This window comes from Aeromonas sp. EU05-FHT14A05, assembly GCF_058791175.1.
This window is the reverse complement of sequence record NZ_JBYTDH010000013.1, coordinates 27,731-41,432: the sequence shown is the minus strand read 5'-3', so window position 1 is coordinate 41,432 and position 13,702 is coordinate 27,731. Positions and strand designations below refer to the sequence as shown.

The window sequence follows — 13,702 nt, the reverse complement described above, 5'->3', positions numbered from 1 at the left end:
AAATAGACAAGCCCTTAAATATAAAGATAAAAATGCTATTTTTTCTGGGAAGTGTACTGTTTCTGGTGGTGGGTCTGCCGCTGCTTTTCTTCATGCTGGGCCAGGGTGAGGCCTATGTGACCTGGGGTCCCTGGATCTCCGCCATCGCACTCATGCTGTGGTTGCTCATGGATGTAGAGAAGATCCGCCGTGGACGTTGATCATTCCTACTCATCATCAACCAGTTGTTCGGCAATCTGTTTTTGCAAACCCAAGTTCAATGGTGTCAGCCTCATCTTCAATCCAAATGGCCGGAATACTTGATCGACCGTCTTCATTGAAGGAGTGGCAGTATTGCGTTCGATTGCTGACAAGGTGCGTCGACTGATACCAATTAGACTGGCATAGCCCTCCTGATCCATCCCTAGCATCTCTTTGCGCAACTTGCGTAGCAGGTCGCCTTCGTGGATGACGCCACGATGCAACTTGACCAACAGTTCACGCAGCAGCTCCTCACGCTCCTCTATAGATAGTTTCTTCATCCTCATGCCCCCCACTGCTCAATCCAGACCGTCAGTCTTTCATCGAGCGTATTGAAATTGAATGTCGGCATATTCAGGATGGAAACGGGCACTCCACGTCGAGCCAAGCGTTCCGGTAACCCCTTGAGCCTTAGTGCCAGCTCGGTCAACGATGCCAACAAGATGTCAGGCTCAACCCTGTGTGACAGGCGTTGCGCAATGGCCACCCAATCAAACTGCCCTCCCTCTTCGAGCCCCAACCCCCACTGTGTCGTGCGACGGATCCCCTCTGGATCGGCTTTCATGGGGGCAAAGTCGTAGACTGGCGCGAGCCAGATCCCCTCGTCGCTCTTGAGCAATGCCGTATTGCGGCCATGGTTGTCCGAATTTCCAAAGACCACGTTGAGCAAGTCGCGTCTGACCCACTCGATCACAAATGCAGCGCTGTTGAAACGAGTGTTACGCTGTCGGGCCTCCCCCTCCAGCATGGGCAGCAAGGTATCGAGAATATCCAGATGGTTAAGGTCCGAGCCTGGGGCTGCGTCCATCACGCTATAGACAGATTCCACTCCGAAGCGAACCAATTTTTGCTCCTGCACCGCTACATCAAAGCGGGGAAGCCACAACGAAGGGTATTTGCTCCCTTCGTCAAGACGCATGCCATGAATCGGTATCGTATCGATCCCCAAGGCATTAAGTTCTTGATAATAGTGATACTCAGCTCTGAGGATATCCTGATCAATGGCGCTGCGATTGTTACGCGGGAACTTGACCAGATAGAACTCATCCAGGCAGTAGGGGTCATCCTGAAAAGTGTCTATCCACACCTCCTGATTGCGATTTTGCCGCAACAGCAGCTTGGGGGCCTCTCCACCGGCCCCGGTCGCACCACCGCTGGCGGCCCCCATCTGCTGGGCATATTCCAGAAAGTCGGTATCACGTTCCAATACCGTCGCCACAGGGAAGCGCAGTTGTGTGACCCGGCTCTGCTCGGGTATCTGAGTCGCGACTCTCTCTACAGCCTCCTTGATGCGCAAGTTTCCGATCGGAGCAATAGTACCGAGAGCCAGAAGGGTACGGTCTTGTCCCTCTTCACCCAAATGTCCGATGTCGAGCTGCCTGACCCAGTAACGGCGCGCACTGCCCGCTGGCATAATGTCATCGAGAAAACGAAACCAGCCACCATCATGAGGGATCATCAGCTCAATGGGGTACCTCAAGGCACAGGCGTGCCATCCCTGTGTTTGATGCAGATGTTCAAGGGCATAATCAAACTCATAGGCGAGCCGGGCCGAGCGCTTCCCTCCCTCATTCAGCCGCAAACGGGCTGCATCACACCACCCCTTTTCACCATAAATCTGGATAGTCAGTTCCATCACACCTCACCATGTGAGTTATTTTGCTCAAAATTATGACGTCCTTCATATTTTGAGAATTATATTACTCAAAAATAGATCCTTCAGTAAATTTTGAGCAAAATAATTCACATCAAAACATGGTTCTTTGTTCCCGCTACGGTACTCGTTACACTCATTACCCCGTGATCTCCAACACCCACAACAAGCCATAAGGCAACATTCACGCATGCAGCAACAGATCCAGCGCCAGGGCATCATCTATGCCCTGTGCGCCTATACCCTTTGGGGCCTGGCGCCCATCTACTTCAAGACCATTTCCGCCGTCCCGGCCGCCGAGATCCTGACCCACCGCATGATCTGGTCCTGCGCCCTGCTGATGGTGCTGACCCTGATCGGCCGCCAGTGGCACAAGGTGCAGGCGGTGTTGCGCCAGCCAAAAGTGCTGCTCACCCTGGCCTTCACCTCCATCACCGTCGGTGGCAACTGGCTGCTGTTCATCTGGGCCATCAACAACGGTCACATGCTGGATGCCAGCCTCGGCTACTACATCAACCCACTGTTCAACGTGCTGCTCGGCATGGTGTTTCTGAGCGAGAAGCTGCGCCGCCTGCAGTGGTGGGCGGTGGGACTGGCGGTGATAGGGGTTGCCGTCCAGCTCATCGCCTTCGGCTCCCTGCCCTGGATAGCCCTGGTGCTGGCCTCGAGCTTCGCCATCTATGGCCTGATCCGCAAGAAGCTGGCTCTCGATGCCCTCACCGGCCTGCTGATCGAGACCATGATCATGCTGCCGCCGGCGGCCATCTACCTGTGGGGATTCGCCGACAGCCCCACCAGCCACCTCACGCAAAACGACTGGCACCTGAACCTGCTGCTGATCGCCGCCGGGGTCGTGACCACGGCGCCTCTGCTCTGCTTCACCGCCGCCGCCACCCGGCTCAAGCTCTCCACCCTGGGCTTCTTCCAGTACATAGGCCCCAGCCTGATGTTCATCCTGGCGGTCACCCTCTACGGGGAGGCGCTGGCACTGGACAAGATGATCACCTTCGGCTGCATCTGGAGCGCCCTTGTGCTGTTCAGCCTGGACGGGTTGCGCAGCGGCAAGCGGCGCCAGGAGGCTGGCTGAGACGCCGGCGCAATAATCTACAAGCCAAGGGGCGGCTTTCGGGTTATCAATAGGGGATGAACGCCCCCCAATCCCGCATCCACTACTGGCAATCCCGGCTGCTGCCGGGGGTTGAACTCTCCCACTCCCATCACAGGGAGTTCAGCTATGGCCGCCACGTGCACCTGGACTACCACATTGGTCTGGTGCAGCAGGGCGGCCAGAAGTTCATCCACAAGGGCAGCAGCCACAACCTGGTGCGCGGCCAGCTCTCCACCGTCAACCCGGACGAGATGCACGACGGCCTCAGCCTGCTGCCGGAAGGGTACGAGGTGCGGGTGTTCGCCATCGCCCCCGAGCAGCTGGCCCGCTGGCTGCCAGACAAGCCAGAACCCTTCTTCGACAAGGGGCTGCAGAGCCGCCCCGACCTCTATCAGGGCTTCGCAAGGCTGCACATGTATCTGGATCAGCCCGAGCCCGACGCCCTGCTGGCGGAGAGCCAGCTCCTGGCCCTGCTCGGCGAGCTGCTGCACCTGGCACCGGAGCGCCATGCCCTGGCGGATCCCCAGATAAGATTCCTGCGCGACTACCTGCTGGGCCAGCTGGACGGGCACCACAGTCTGGAGGATCTGGCCGCCCTGTTCGGGCTGGATCGCTTCGCCTTCCTGCGCCAGTTCAAGAAAAAGACCGGCATGACCCCCTACGCCTGGCTCAAGCGGCTGCGTCTCGAGCGCGGCAAGCACCTGCTCGCCCGCGGCCTGCCGGTGAGCGAGGTGGCGCTGGCGGTCGGTTTCTTCGATCAGAGCCACTTCCACCACGGCTTCCGCCAGGCCTTCGGACTGACCCCGGCGGACTACCGTCAGCAGATGCTCCCCGGCTGACCGATCCAGCTGCAATCTTTTACAAGCCAGCCCCTGCCCCCATCCCCCATGCTGCTGCCTCATCTTTGTAGCGAGGTATGCCATGTTCACCAGCCTGTTTCTGACCATAGGTCTCATCCACCTGATCGCCCTGGCGAGCCCGGGCCCGGATTTCGCGCTGATCCTGCGCACCAGCCTGCACAGGCCCACGGCGCTCGGGGCCGCGCTTGGCATCGCCCTCGCCATCCTGCTGCACGCCACCCTCAGCCTCACCGGCATCAGCCTGCTGATCGCGAGCCAGCCCTGGCTGTTCCTGGCGGTGAAGGTGGTGGGCGCCCTCTATCTGGGCTGGCTCGGCTGGGGGGCCATCAAGGCGGCGCGCCGCAGCGCCGCCACTCAGGCACTGCGGGCTGGCGGGGAGTTGCAGGGCTGGAATCGGGGGCTGAGAGCCGGGATCGCCACCAACCTGCTCAACCCCAAGGCGCTGCTGTTCTTCATGGGATTGCTGGCGGCCATGGTGACGCCCCAGGTGGATGGCCTGACCCGGGGCCTGCTGATCCTGGAGCTCTTCCTGCTCTCCCTGGCCTGGTTCGGGCTGCTGGCCTGGAGCCTCTCCACCGCCCGGGCCCAGCGGCTGATCGGCCGGGTGCAACGGCCCCTGAACCTGGTCACAGGGCTGCTGTTCGGGGCGGTCAGCCTCTCCATCCTCATCGACCTTCAGGCGCACTGGCCTGGGCTCGCGACATAAACGGGGCTGGGCGGACGAGCGGCTGCGAAGCGGCGACCTCAGCGAGCACAGTCAGAAGCGGGAGATGCCAACGTGATGCGGCGCCGCCCGGGTCACTCCCCCCGCTGCTTCACCTTGCGCAGGTAGAGATACCCCTCCCCTGGACTGCCCCAGCGCTGGCGGGCGCCGTTGTCATAGGCCCTGTCCAGCAGCCTGACGCTGTTGGGGCCTATCCAGAGGTACTGCACCAGGGTAGTGGCGCCGCCAAAGTCGGTGGCGCAGCTGCCGACCTTGCTGTGGCCCGCGTACTCTCCGCTGGCCTGGCGGGTCAGCCAGATCTCGCAGCCCTGGCGCAGGGAGAGCTGTTGCGGGGTGAGGGTGTCGAGCAGCTCGGGCTGACGCCAGGCGCCGGCGAAATCCGTGGCCCTCGGCATGGTCAGCTCGGCCATCAGGATGCGGCCATCGGGCAGCGGGGAGAAACGGTAGATGCGCTGACGGAACGGGCGCACCGCCCGCTCGGTCAGGAACTGTTCGGCATAGACCCAGCGAAAGGGGCCTTCTCCGGGCCAGATCTCCACCAGGCGCAGCTCGGCGCTGGTGAAACGCGGGTCGTAACCGGCCTGCTCCTGGCTGGAGAACTCGCCGGTGAACCAGGAGAGCAGCGGCTCCATCTTCCCCTGCACCGGTGACGGACTGGCCACGAAGGGAACGGGGTTGGCCCACACCAGGCAGCCGTAAAACAACCCCAGCAGGGCCACCATCAGCTTTGTCATCGAATCCTTCCGAGTCGCTTGCATGGCGGCGATTATATGAGCGAACGGCGGCAATAACCTCTACCTTGATCAACTCCTCGCCAATCCGCTGAAAAATCACTGTGTTAGCGAAGAAGTACGACGCAGGACAGGGATCATGACCGCAGCAGGGGCCATCCGCTGCGCCAGGCTTGACGGCACCTGGCTGGCGCACCGGGTCTCCTTGATCTTGCCGTGGGCCGCTTCCATGCTCATGTCTCAGCGTCCATCCAGAGACAGCCCCATGAACCCACCCCGTTTTTCCCCCATAGACCCCATCTCCCGCTACTCGGAGATCCTGTTCGGCCTGCTGATGGTGCTCACCTTCACAGGGTGCTTCAACGCGCTCGAGGCGGGGCGCACCGAGATCAGGGATCTGCTGATCGCCGGCATCGGCTGCAACATCGCCTGGGGCATGATAGATGCCATCGTCTACCTCATCACCACCCTGACCGAACGAAGCCGAGCCCTGCGGTTGTTGCAGCAGTTGCGCCTGTTGACACCCGGTGACGAGAGGGGGATAGCGGCGCTGCGAGACGCCCTGCCCGGCCCGCTGGCGGCGATCTGCCGCGACCCTGAACTCAGGGAGTGGCAGGTGCGTCTGCAACAACGCCCCGAGCTGGGTCAGGGGGGCATCTGGCGCTGGAATGATCTGCTCAACAGCCTGGGGGTCTTCCTCATGGTGTTCCTCTCCACCTTCCCCGTGTTGCTGCCCTTCATCTTCATGCAGGATCCCGTTCCGGCCCTGCGCCTCTCCCACGCCATCGCCCTGCTGATGTTGATGGGGATTGGTTACGGACTCGCCCGCTATGCCGGCTCCCCCCGCCCCATGCTGATAGGCGTGCTCTTCGCCGCCGCAGGCGTCGCCATAGTACTGGCCACCATAGCCCTCGGCGGCTGAAAAAGCCCGGCAGCGGCCAACATCGCCGTGGGCGACTATTCTTGCTGCGGACCCACCGAGGAGGTATCCCTCATGACGACTGGAACCGTGACACTGCACCGCGTACTCAAGGCCCCGCCGATGCGGGTATACAGAGCCTTTATCGAGGCGGACGCCCTGGCCAAATGGCTGCCGCCCCATGGCTTCACCTGCAAGGTGGCGCAGCTGGAGGCCAGCGTCGGCGGCAGCTTTCGCATGGCGTTCTCGAATTTCGCCACCGGCCACAGCCATGCCTTCGGCGGCGAGTATCTCGAGCTGGAGCCGGGCAAGCGCATCCGCTACACGGATCGCTTCGACGACCCCAATCTGCCTGGGGAGATGCGGGTCACCATCACCCTCACCCAGGTGCTGTGCGGCACCGATCTCGCCATCGAACAGGCGGGGATCCCGGCGGCCATCCCGGTCGAGATGTGCTACCTCGGCTGGCAGGAGTCCCTGACCCAGCTCGCCGCCCTGGTGGAGCCGGAGCTCCCGCCGGGCTGAGTGGCGCCCACGAAAAAGCCTGCCATCTGGCAGGCTTTTTATTGATGGCGACCCCGGTGCACCCAGCCGCCATCCGGGATCAGTGGCCGAGTGCGTTGTCCAGCGGGAAGGCGAAGAGATCACGGCGATAGGTCTCGACCACCAGGCTGAACGGCACGCCATCACCCCGCGAGAGGAGGGCGCTATGCTGCAGCACCCGCTCGGGGATCGCCAGCGGCTGCTCACTGCTGGTGAGGGTGGGCATCTGCATCTCCCAACCGGCCGGCAGGGGCGCCCAGAGCAGGGTGGAAGAGAGGGTCCGGCGGCTGAAGTTCAGCGCCTTGACGGCCAGGCCAAACGGGGTATCGCTGGTATCGAGGAGCCGGTTCATCTCGGGTGTGAGGCGGCTTTGCACGTACCAGTTGTCCGCTTCGGAGAAGACATGATCACCGCAGGCGAGCTGCACCCGGCGATAGCCGACGGGCTCATCGGTCGCGATCTTGAGCTGCTCACGAACGGTGGCATCGGCCGGTTTGCGGGTGCGCTGATCACGCAGGGCGCGGATGCGCGGCTCACCAGCCATCCGGTGGTCGGCGCACCAGTTTTGCAGGGTGACGGTGGCGCTCGGGTTGCTGAGCAGGGTGGCATTGAGGGTCTGCAGCAGCGCCTGCGCCTTGAGACGGGTGACGGGCGTGTCAGGCCAGCTTGCGGCGACGCTTTCCTGCGCCTGTACGGCACCATGGCACAGTAAGGCTGCCAGCATCATTACTCGAATCTTCATGTTTTTATTACCCTTTCCACTTTTACGCCGGATTGTAACCACGGGAGGGCCGAAGACCACGCCTTTATGCCCTGAGCCGTCTCCAGCGGTCAGGCAGAGGGCTCTGGCTCGACCCCCGGGCGCTCCCGTTCGCGTATAAAAAAGCCTGCCGGATGGCAGGCTCTCTCTATTCCCGGCGTTATGACCTTATTGCAGATTCAGGCCGCCCAGATAATCCCGCTTGCCCAGATCCACCCCGGCCTGGCGCAGCAGGGCATAGGTCATGGTCAGGTGGAAGTAGAAGTTAGGGATGCCGTACTCGTGCACGCAGCTGTGGCCATCCATCCCCTTGCCACCGGCCCAGTAGGGGTAGTAGTGGCCGCTCGCATACTGGCTGAAGTCGGCCTCCAGCTTGCTCTGCAGATAGGTGAGGGTCTTGGCCACGTGGGCGCGCAGATCCGCCATGGTCTTGGGATCATCCCCCAGCACCGGCGGCTCGCTCAGGCTGGCGGTGGCCACCAGGGCGCGGGCGCTGTCACAGCAGATCAGCACCTGCTTGCTCAGCGGCAGCATGTCGACGATGAGGCGCTCATTGAAGAAGTTCTCCACATTGAATTTCTTCGCCTCGGCATGGGCCTCGGCCTTGGTCAGGCACTGGTCCAGGTTGGTCAGCATCTTGATGAACTGGGCGGCAATTTCACGATTCATAATGCACTCTCGGTTGGTTGAAGGCAGTTAAACGAGCGGCTCCACTATAGCGCATCCCCCTTGCAGTTCGAGCCCGGGGGGGATGAAAAGCGGAGGTGCCCTCCCCGCCCTGCGACAGGCAGTGGCGGCCTCGGCGACCCCCTTGCCAGCGCACCAGCGCCGCGTCGAGTCCCTCTTTCCCCTTTTTTTTGATCTGTGACAGGCATACCGTTTTTCGAGGGGCGTAGTCTGGGGCCCGTTGCCCCGGCACGGGCCGGGGCGCCCATCCCACAAGGAGAATGCCATGAAGATCTACGACAGAAACCGCAATGTGCTGACCCTGGGCCAACGGGTGATGATTGCCGCCACCGGCGCGGTCGATACCCTGAAGGAGGCGCACACCGACAACCTGACCCCCTATGAGGCGGAGCACGAGAAGTGCGTGCTGCTGGCGAACAGCCAGGAGCGTTACGCCCCCATCGAGTTGATTAGACTAGGCTGATCCCGCTTTCCGTCACCCTACTCTTTACAATTCACCCGGCCGCCGCGCCCCAGCTGACGGCCGGGTTTCTGAATGCCCTGGCTCCCCCTCCTTCCCAGACAGCCTTATCCCGGCGATGTTGACGGCACTCCTGCCGCCCGCGGCAACGCCAACTGGCCCGGTTTCATGACGGCGAGGCGATGCAGCTTGCCGGTATCCAGCCTGAGCCCCCCGCGTCGTTGTGAACCCAGAGCCAGCCTGCCAGCTCCCGCTCCACCCTGACCCGTTCACCCACCGCCACGTCCAGCTCCCGGGCGCTATAGTCCTGGCGCGCCAGCGCCTCCCCCGCGCCGGTCGGGGTCAGCAGCGACAGGGGCGCCCACCCCTCGTTGCCGTCTGCGGTAAAGGTGCGCACCCAGCCCGGAAATTCGTCGTCCTCGTGGCCGGTGCGCACCCGCTCCCCGGCCCGAAAGGCGATGGGATTGGGATAACAGGTTTGGTGAGCCAGGGTGATCAACGCCAGCATTGTCTCTTCCTCCGACAGGTTCTGTTTGGTGACGCCCCGAGTCATACCACAACCCGGGCCTTGCGGCTCGATGCTGGCAGCATCTTTTGGATCGCGACCCCGGATAGCCAGGGTTCCAGTTCCGCCAGGATGTCGACAGGCCATAAAAAGACCCAGACTGAAGGGCTCAGTCTGGGTCAGATTGCGAGTCGGCTGGCTCGCAGAGGAGCATCACTTGCTGCTGACGTCGTTCAGGATCAGCAGCTCGGGATCCACGCCACCGACGCTGTCAGACAGGGCCGCGGCTGTCAGCACCTGACCATTGGCCAGGGTGACCGGCAGGGGGCCGATGACCGGGCTCTTGTCACCCGAGGCGGTGACGGTGACCTGGTAATCCCCGGCGGCAACCGCAAGATAGCCGCTGTCCGCCTTGAAGGGCACGGCCTTGAGTACTGGGGTGGCGCTGCTGATATCCGACCCCGTCGTCAGATAGACGTCCACCGCAGGTGCCGTGGGGGCGGCATGGAGCACGCGCAGTTGTGCCTCCGTCGCCACCGCGCGACCGCTGTCGGTCAGCAACAAGGGCTCTATGGTTTCACCGGCGGGATCCAGCAACTGGCCCACGGCAAACAGGGAGTAGCGAACCCCCGCCTTGAGCGGCACGTCGCCGGCATTGATGACTTCCGGCGTAGCGGCCCCGGTTGGCGTAACCACAAAGTCATAATCGGCGGCGGCCAGCTCCAGATACCCGGTATTCCCCTTGAACGCCAACCCCTGCAGCGGGGCTGCGGTCGGCGCCACGCCATTGACCCGGATATCCACGGCCGGGGCGTCGGCCACGGCATGGATCACCCTCAACTGAGCCTGCTCATCGGCAGACAGCAGGGGGGTGGCGCCAGCACCGTCTATGGCGAGCAACTGCACCGGGCTTGGCCCCGCTCCCAGGTTGTCGATCGCCGCGATCAGCAGATCAGCCCCGGCATTGAGTGGCAGTGGGCCTGAGTCATAAACCACATCCACTGTCCCCGGCAGCGTCAGCCTGATCTGGTATTCGCCTGCCGGCAGGGTCAGGGGGTCGCTATGGGTCTTGAACGGAATATTGGCCAACGTCGGGCTGGTCAGGGCGGCCCCCGGCGCGGTGACATGGATGTCGACGGCCGGAGCATCCGGTGCGGCATGCAGCACCTGCACGCGAATATCGCCCCCCGTTGGCCCCTGGTTCGGTCGCTCAATCACCAGCGGGCCGAAGGCGGTATCACCACTGCCAGCCAGCTTGCCCACTGCCAGCACGTCGTACTGGGTGTCGGGTTTGAGGTCGAGGGAGACCGGACCTATGACGGTCGAGGTGCCGCTCGGCAAGATCCCGTCCACCGCCACCTCGTGGCTGCCAGCGGCAACCGGCTTAAGCCCGCTGCTTGAGCCATAGTCGACGGCCGTCAGCAAAGGCGCACCGTCGACATTGACATTCACCTTGGGGGCATCAGGAGCCAAGTGGCTGATCCTGATGGCGGCATTGGGCGGGCTGCTGTCATTTTCACTGCCTCCGCATGCGGCCAGACCCAATACCATAGCCAGTGCGGCACAACGTTGAATCCATTTCATCTGGTCATTCTCCATTGGTTGGTCCCCACGGGCATATGCAACTCGCTAATGACTGGATCATCACCCTTTGCTTTTTATTTGACCTGGCGGTGGCGCGGCATGAACGGCAGACCTCCTCTTCCCCCTTCCTGCCCCCGCCACGCCGGCAGAGAGCGCCTCGCTCACATAGCGGGCGTTCCTGCCCCCTCTCCCCCTGCCATTCATTACTGCTAGTGAATTTTCATATCAACCGAGTGCCATTTCAGTGAACACTGCACCGCCCTAGACTGCTTCTCGAACCTTAACGAGGAGTCTGATATGAAATTCCCCCAAGTCGCTTTGCTGGCCGGCGCCATCGCCTCGGCAATCTCTTTCAACACCTTCGCCGGTGACCTTGTCTCGGTGCAGTTCAGCGATGGCCGCCCCGCCGTGACCGGGGTCGAGGCGGTCAACAAAGCGCTCAACCCCATCGGCGTCAACGTGGTCACCGTCGACATTCCCGAGACCGCCAGGCCGCTGCTCGAAGCCTCCCACCGCCGCGCCTTGACCCGGGCTGAGCACGGCGCCCTGATTGCGGCCTTCAACCTGAGTCAGGCCGAGCTGCTGGAGCAGGCTAGGCTCGCAGGGCGCGAACCCGCGGTGCAAGGGGGCGGCGTCGCCACCGAAGAGACCGGCGTCGGCCCCTACCCCAAGGTCTATGACCTGATGGCGCTGGACGAGCGCACCCGCAGCGCCGTGCTCGGCAAATATGGCCGCATGCACGTCAACTCCGCAGAGGACGGCACCGACATCGACGAGGTGATGACTGTGGTCAGCGGCGGGCCCTTCCGCTGGGGCTTTACCCTGAAAGACGGCAGCATTGCCCGCTTCCAGATAGACAAGGTGGGCCTGGAGGACAAGGCCGTGCGGATCAGCTATCACGGGCTCGGCATGCACGCCGGGCTGATGGATGCCAGACAGGGGCTGCTGGTGGCCTTCGCCCATGGCCCAAAGGCGTTCACCATGCGCTACCAGGCCGACGTGCCCCACGCCCAACTGCTCGGCACCAACCCCTGGGCCGATGTCGGCATCACCCTGCCCCCCGCACCGGGCAAGGCGCAATAAGCCTCCTCCATGGATCGGGCGGTCGGGCAGCAGCCCGGCCGCCTCGTCTTGCCCCGCGTTTCCATGATGGCGGGCTGCCGATGGCCCTCCTTGCAATCCGCACTATCGCGATTAAAGTGCGCAATGATGGCAGCATCATTTACCAGTGGTGAATTAACGGGGGCAGGATGAATAAGATCACGGCGCTGAACGTCTTTCGCCGGGTGGTGGAGATGGGCACCTTCAAGGCGGCGGCGGATGACCTGCACCTCTCTCAGGCGGCGGTCAGCAAGAACATCAACGAGCTGGAAGCCTTTCTCGGCATTGCGCTGATCAACCGCACCACAAGGCGGCTGAGCGTCACCGAATCCGGCATGGCCTACTACGGCCAGATATGCGCCGTGCTGGACAGCCTGGAGGCCGCCGACCAGTCCATCATGGCCGCCTCCTTCACCCCCAGGGGCAGGCTGAGGGTCGGCGTGCCCATGTCCTACGGGCTGATCCGCCTCAACCCGCTGATCTGCGAGTTCCAGCGCCGCTATCCGGCGATCAGCATCGAGGTGATCCTGAGCGACGCCTATATGGATCTGGTGGATCAGGGGCTGGATGTGGTGATCCGGGGGGCTGCAGCGCTCGATGACTCCACCCTGCGCGCCAAACCCCTGTGCGAGGTGCGGCGAGTGCTCTGCGCCGCCCCCGACTACCTCGAGGAGGCGGGCCAGCCTGCCAGCCCTGAGGATCTCAAGACCCACAACTGCCTGCTCTACAGCCTCTCGTCCTCCCCCCGCAAGTGGTTCTTCACCCGGAACGCGGAGAGCGTGGCGGTGGAATTGAAGCCCACCAGCTTCTGCGCCAACAACGGCATCGCCTTGAAACAGGCGGCGGTGCAGGGGCTTGGGGTGATCCTGGTGCCCAAAGAGTTCGTGTCGAGCGAACTGGCGGACGGCACCCTGGTGAAGCTGCTCCCCGACTGGCAACCCGACCCCCACGCCCTGTTCGCCGTCTACCCCTTCCACAAGGAGCAGTCCCCCAAGGTGCGGCTCTTTATCGAATTTCTCGTCAAGGCGTTTCAGCTGAGGTGAGCCAGACAGGCGGGAGCTTGGGGTTTGTGCCTCTCGGCCACGACACCTGTATGCAGCGTGTAGGTTCGATTAGCGAAGCGTAATCGGACGATCGCGTAATCGGACGTTCTCGTGATTGGCTATATAGACAACAAGGCTATGCTTGGCTTTTCTGCCGACGCGAGGAGAAAGACATGGCCAACTGGCGGCGGGCATGGTGGCCCGGAGGAACCTGGTTCTTTACCGTCAACCTGCTGGAGCGGCGCAACAACCGGTTGCTGGTGGAGCAGATCGATCTGCTGCGCCACAGCGTTGCCAAGGTGCAGCAGGCTCACCCCTTCGCCATTCATGCCTGGGTGGTGTTGCCCGACCATCTTCACTGCATTCTCTCTTTGCCGGAGGGAGACACCGATTTCCCCCTGCGTTGGCGACTGATCAAAAGCCACTTTTCCCGCGCCTTGCCGGTGAACGAGCGGCGAAGCCAGACCCGGTTACGCCACGGGGAGCGGGGCATATGGCAACGCCATTATTGGGAACACCTGATCCGGGATGAGCAGGATTACCGCCGCCATATGGATTACGTCCATATCAACCCGCTCAAGCATGGTCATGTCACCCGGGTGGCCGATTGGCCGTATTCCACCTTCCATCGTTATGTGGCGAGTGGCGTCTATTCGCAGGATTGGTGCGGGTCGGTGGATGGGGTATTGCAGGGATTGGAGTAAACCTCTCAAGGATTGTTCCGTTGTAAGCGTCCGATTACGCGATCGTCCGATTACGCTTCGCTAATCGAACCTACGGCTA

At 62.4% G+C, this 13,702-nt stretch carries 18 protein-coding genes; 10 read left to right on the top strand and 8 right to left on the bottom strand.

What is annotated here, in order from left to right; all coding sequences use genetic code 11:
• The first annotated feature begins 32 nt into the window (after nt 1-32).
• Complete coding sequence (locus AC3WR3_RS16930; RefSeq protein WP_162852236.1) at nt 33-200, top strand: hypothetical protein; 168 nt, start codon at nt 33-35, stop codon at nt 198-200.
• Between the two features lie 6 nt (nt 201-206).
• Here AC3WR3_RS16930 and AC3WR3_RS16925 read toward each other — a convergent pair whose 3' ends face one another.
• The gene (locus AC3WR3_RS16925) at nt 207-521 is read right to left on the bottom strand and encodes a helix-turn-helix transcriptional regulator (protein ID WP_236661792.1); all 315 of its coding nucleotides are present in this window, start codon (nt 519-521) and stop codon (nt 207-209) included.
• A gap of 2 nt (nt 522-523) precedes the next feature.
• Complete coding sequence (locus AC3WR3_RS16920) at nt 524-1,876, bottom strand: type II toxin-antitoxin system HipA family toxin (RefSeq protein WP_492292473.1); 1,353 nt, start codon at nt 1,874-1,876, stop codon at nt 524-526.
• Nucleotides 1,877-2,084: 208 nt separating this feature from the next.
• On the opposite strand from AC3WR3_RS16920, the gene rarD reads away from it, so the two are divergent.
• The 3 genes from rarD to AC3WR3_RS16905 all read left to right on the top strand — a co-directional run bounded on the left by rarD (nt 2,085) and on the right by AC3WR3_RS16905 (nt 4,568).
• Nucleotides 2,085-2,981 carry an EamA family transporter RarD gene (gene rarD, locus AC3WR3_RS16915; RefSeq protein WP_492292471.1) on the top strand — a complete coding sequence of 299 codons (897 nt, stop codon included), beginning with the start codon at nt 2,085-2,087 and terminating at the stop codon, nt 2,979-2,981.
• A 56-nt stretch (nt 2,982-3,037) separates the two neighbouring features.
• Entirely contained in the window at nt 3,038-3,841 is an 804-nt protein-coding gene (locus tag AC3WR3_RS16910; protein WP_319912584.1) for an AraC family transcriptional regulator, read from the top strand.
• Nucleotides 3,842-3,923: 82 nt separating this feature from the next.
• On the top strand, nt 3,924-4,568 hold the full coding sequence (locus AC3WR3_RS16905) for a LysE family translocator (RefSeq protein ID WP_492292469.1): 645 nt from the start codon (nt 3,924-3,926) through the stop codon (nt 4,566-4,568).
• Between the two features lie 92 nt (nt 4,569-4,660).
• Here the strand turns inward: AC3WR3_RS16905 and AC3WR3_RS16900 are convergent, their stop codons facing one another.
• The gene (locus AC3WR3_RS16900) at nt 4,661-5,320 is read right to left on the bottom strand and encodes a chromophore lyase CpcT/CpeT (RefSeq protein ID WP_492292466.1); all 660 of its coding nucleotides are present in this window, start codon (nt 5,318-5,320) and stop codon (nt 4,661-4,663) included.
• Between the two features lie 96 nt (nt 5,321-5,416).
• Nucleotides 5,417-5,554 carry a hypothetical protein gene (locus AC3WR3_RS16895; protein WP_342059301.1) on the bottom strand — a complete coding sequence of 46 codons (138 nt, stop codon included), beginning with the start codon at nt 5,552-5,554 and terminating at the stop codon, nt 5,417-5,419.
• Nucleotides 5,555-5,582: 28 nt separating this feature from the next.
• Between AC3WR3_RS16895 and AC3WR3_RS16890 the strand changes: the two genes are divergently transcribed.
• On the top strand, nt 5,583-6,239 hold the full coding sequence (locus tag AC3WR3_RS16890; protein WP_342059302.1) for a hypothetical protein: 657 nt from the start codon (nt 5,583-5,585) through the stop codon (nt 6,237-6,239).
• A gap of 72 nt (nt 6,240-6,311) precedes the next feature.
• The gene (locus AC3WR3_RS16885; protein WP_492292464.1) at nt 6,312-6,761 is read left to right on the top strand and encodes an SRPBCC family protein; all 450 of its coding nucleotides are present in this window, start codon (nt 6,312-6,314) and stop codon (nt 6,759-6,761) included.
• Between the two features lie 79 nt (nt 6,762-6,840).
• On the opposite strand, the gene AC3WR3_RS16880 is transcribed toward AC3WR3_RS16885, so the two are convergent.
• Complete coding sequence (locus AC3WR3_RS16880; protein WP_492292561.1) at nt 6,841-7,506, bottom strand: hypothetical protein; 666 nt, start codon at nt 7,504-7,506, stop codon at nt 6,841-6,843.
• 201 nt (nt 7,507-7,707) lie between these two features.
• The gene (locus tag AC3WR3_RS16875; RefSeq protein WP_492292462.1) at nt 7,708-8,208 is read right to left on the bottom strand and encodes a DUF1993 domain-containing protein; all 501 of its coding nucleotides are present in this window, start codon (nt 8,206-8,208) and stop codon (nt 7,708-7,710) included.
• A 283-nt stretch (nt 8,209-8,491) separates the two neighbouring features.
• Here AC3WR3_RS16875 and ydfZ point away from each other — a divergent pair, with 283 nt between their 5' ends.
• Nucleotides 8,492-8,689 (top strand): putative selenium delivery protein YdfZ, encoded by a 198-nt coding sequence (ydfZ, locus tag AC3WR3_RS16870; protein ID WP_043132242.1) that lies wholly within the window; start codon nt 8,492-8,494, stop codon nt 8,687-8,689.
• Nucleotides 8,690-8,852: 163 nt separating this feature from the next.
• Here ydfZ and AC3WR3_RS16865 read toward each other — a convergent pair whose 3' ends face one another.
• Nucleotides 8,853-9,194, bottom strand: a complete 342-nt coding sequence (locus AC3WR3_RS16865) for an SH3 domain-containing protein (protein WP_319917466.1) — start codon at nt 9,192-9,194, stop codon at nt 8,853-8,855.
• 210 nt (nt 9,195-9,404) lie between these two features.
• A complete protein-coding gene (locus AC3WR3_RS16860) occupies nt 9,405-10,742 on the bottom strand; it encodes a DUF4397 domain-containing protein (protein WP_492292559.1) in 1,338 nt (445 codons plus the stop codon).
• A gap of 330 nt (nt 10,743-11,072) precedes the next feature.
• On the opposite strand from AC3WR3_RS16860, the gene AC3WR3_RS16855 reads away from it, so the two are divergent.
• From AC3WR3_RS16855 to AC3WR3_RS16845, 3 genes are all read left to right on the top strand, one after another.
• Nucleotides 11,073-11,858, top strand: a complete 786-nt coding sequence (locus tag AC3WR3_RS16855; protein ID WP_492292459.1) for a hypothetical protein — start codon at nt 11,073-11,075, stop codon at nt 11,856-11,858.
• A gap of 167 nt (nt 11,859-12,025) precedes the next feature.
• A complete protein-coding gene (locus tag AC3WR3_RS16850) occupies nt 12,026-12,919 on the top strand; it encodes a LysR family transcriptional regulator (RefSeq protein WP_492292457.1) in 894 nt (297 codons plus the stop codon).
• A 173-nt stretch (nt 12,920-13,092) separates the two neighbouring features.
• Nucleotides 13,093-13,623: an REP-associated tyrosine transposase gene (locus AC3WR3_RS16845; RefSeq protein WP_492292455.1), complete on the top strand. Its 531-nt coding sequence runs from the start codon at nt 13,093-13,095 to the stop codon at nt 13,621-13,623.
• Nucleotides 13,624-13,702: the final 79 nt, after the last annotated feature.

Bases quoted from the DNA above. Each gene is read 5' to 3' on its own strand.
- AC3WR3_RS16930 (WP_162852236.1), top strand. From the start codon at position 33: ATGCTATTTTTTCTGGGAAGTGTACTGTTTCTGGTGGTGGGTCTGCCG.
- AC3WR3_RS16925 (WP_236661792.1), bottom strand. From the start codon at position 521: ATGAAGAAACTATCTATAGAGGAGCGTGAGGAGCTGCTGCGTGAACTG.
- AC3WR3_RS16920 (WP_492292473.1), bottom strand. From the start codon at position 1,876: ATGGAACTGACTATCCAGATTTATGGTGAAAAGGGGTGGTGTGATGCA.
- rarD (WP_492292471.1), top strand. From the start codon at position 2,085: ATGCAGCAACAGATCCAGCGCCAGGGCATCATCTATGCCCTGTGCGCC.
- AC3WR3_RS16910 (WP_319912584.1), top strand. From the start codon at position 3,038: ATGAACGCCCCCCAATCCCGCATCCACTACTGGCAATCCCGGCTGCTG.
- AC3WR3_RS16905 (WP_492292469.1), top strand. From the start codon at position 3,924: ATGTTCACCAGCCTGTTTCTGACCATAGGTCTCATCCACCTGATCGCC.
- AC3WR3_RS16900 (WP_492292466.1), bottom strand. From the start codon at position 5,320: ATGACAAAGCTGATGGTGGCCCTGCTGGGGTTGTTTTACGGCTGCCTG.
- AC3WR3_RS16895 (WP_342059301.1), bottom strand. From the start codon at position 5,554: ATGAGCATGGAAGCGGCCCACGGCAAGATCAAGGAGACCCGGTGCGCC.
- AC3WR3_RS16890 (WP_342059302.1), top strand. From the start codon at position 5,583: ATGAACCCACCCCGTTTTTCCCCCATAGACCCCATCTCCCGCTACTCG.
- AC3WR3_RS16885 (WP_492292464.1), top strand. From the start codon at position 6,312: ATGACGACTGGAACCGTGACACTGCACCGCGTACTCAAGGCCCCGCCG.
- AC3WR3_RS16880 (WP_492292561.1), bottom strand. From the start codon at position 7,506: ATGATGCTGGCAGCCTTACTGTGCCATGGTGCCGTACAGGCGCAGGAA.
- AC3WR3_RS16875 (WP_492292462.1), bottom strand. From the start codon at position 8,208: ATGAATCGTGAAATTGCCGCCCAGTTCATCAAGATGCTGACCAACCTG.
- ydfZ (WP_043132242.1), top strand. From the start codon at position 8,492: ATGAAGATCTACGACAGAAACCGCAATGTGCTGACCCTGGGCCAACGG.
- AC3WR3_RS16865 (WP_319917466.1), bottom strand. From the start codon at position 9,194: ATGCTGGCGTTGATCACCCTGGCTCACCAAACCTGTTATCCCAATCCC.
- AC3WR3_RS16860 (WP_492292559.1), bottom strand. From the start codon at position 10,742: ATGGTATTGGGTCTGGCCGCATGCGGAGGCAGTGAAAATGACAGCAGC.
- AC3WR3_RS16855 (WP_492292459.1), top strand. From the start codon at position 11,073: ATGAAATTCCCCCAAGTCGCTTTGCTGGCCGGCGCCATCGCCTCGGCA.
- AC3WR3_RS16850 (WP_492292457.1), top strand. From the start codon at position 12,026: ATGAATAAGATCACGGCGCTGAACGTCTTTCGCCGGGTGGTGGAGATG.
- AC3WR3_RS16845 (WP_492292455.1), top strand. From the start codon at position 13,093: ATGGCCAACTGGCGGCGGGCATGGTGGCCCGGAGGAACCTGGTTCTTT.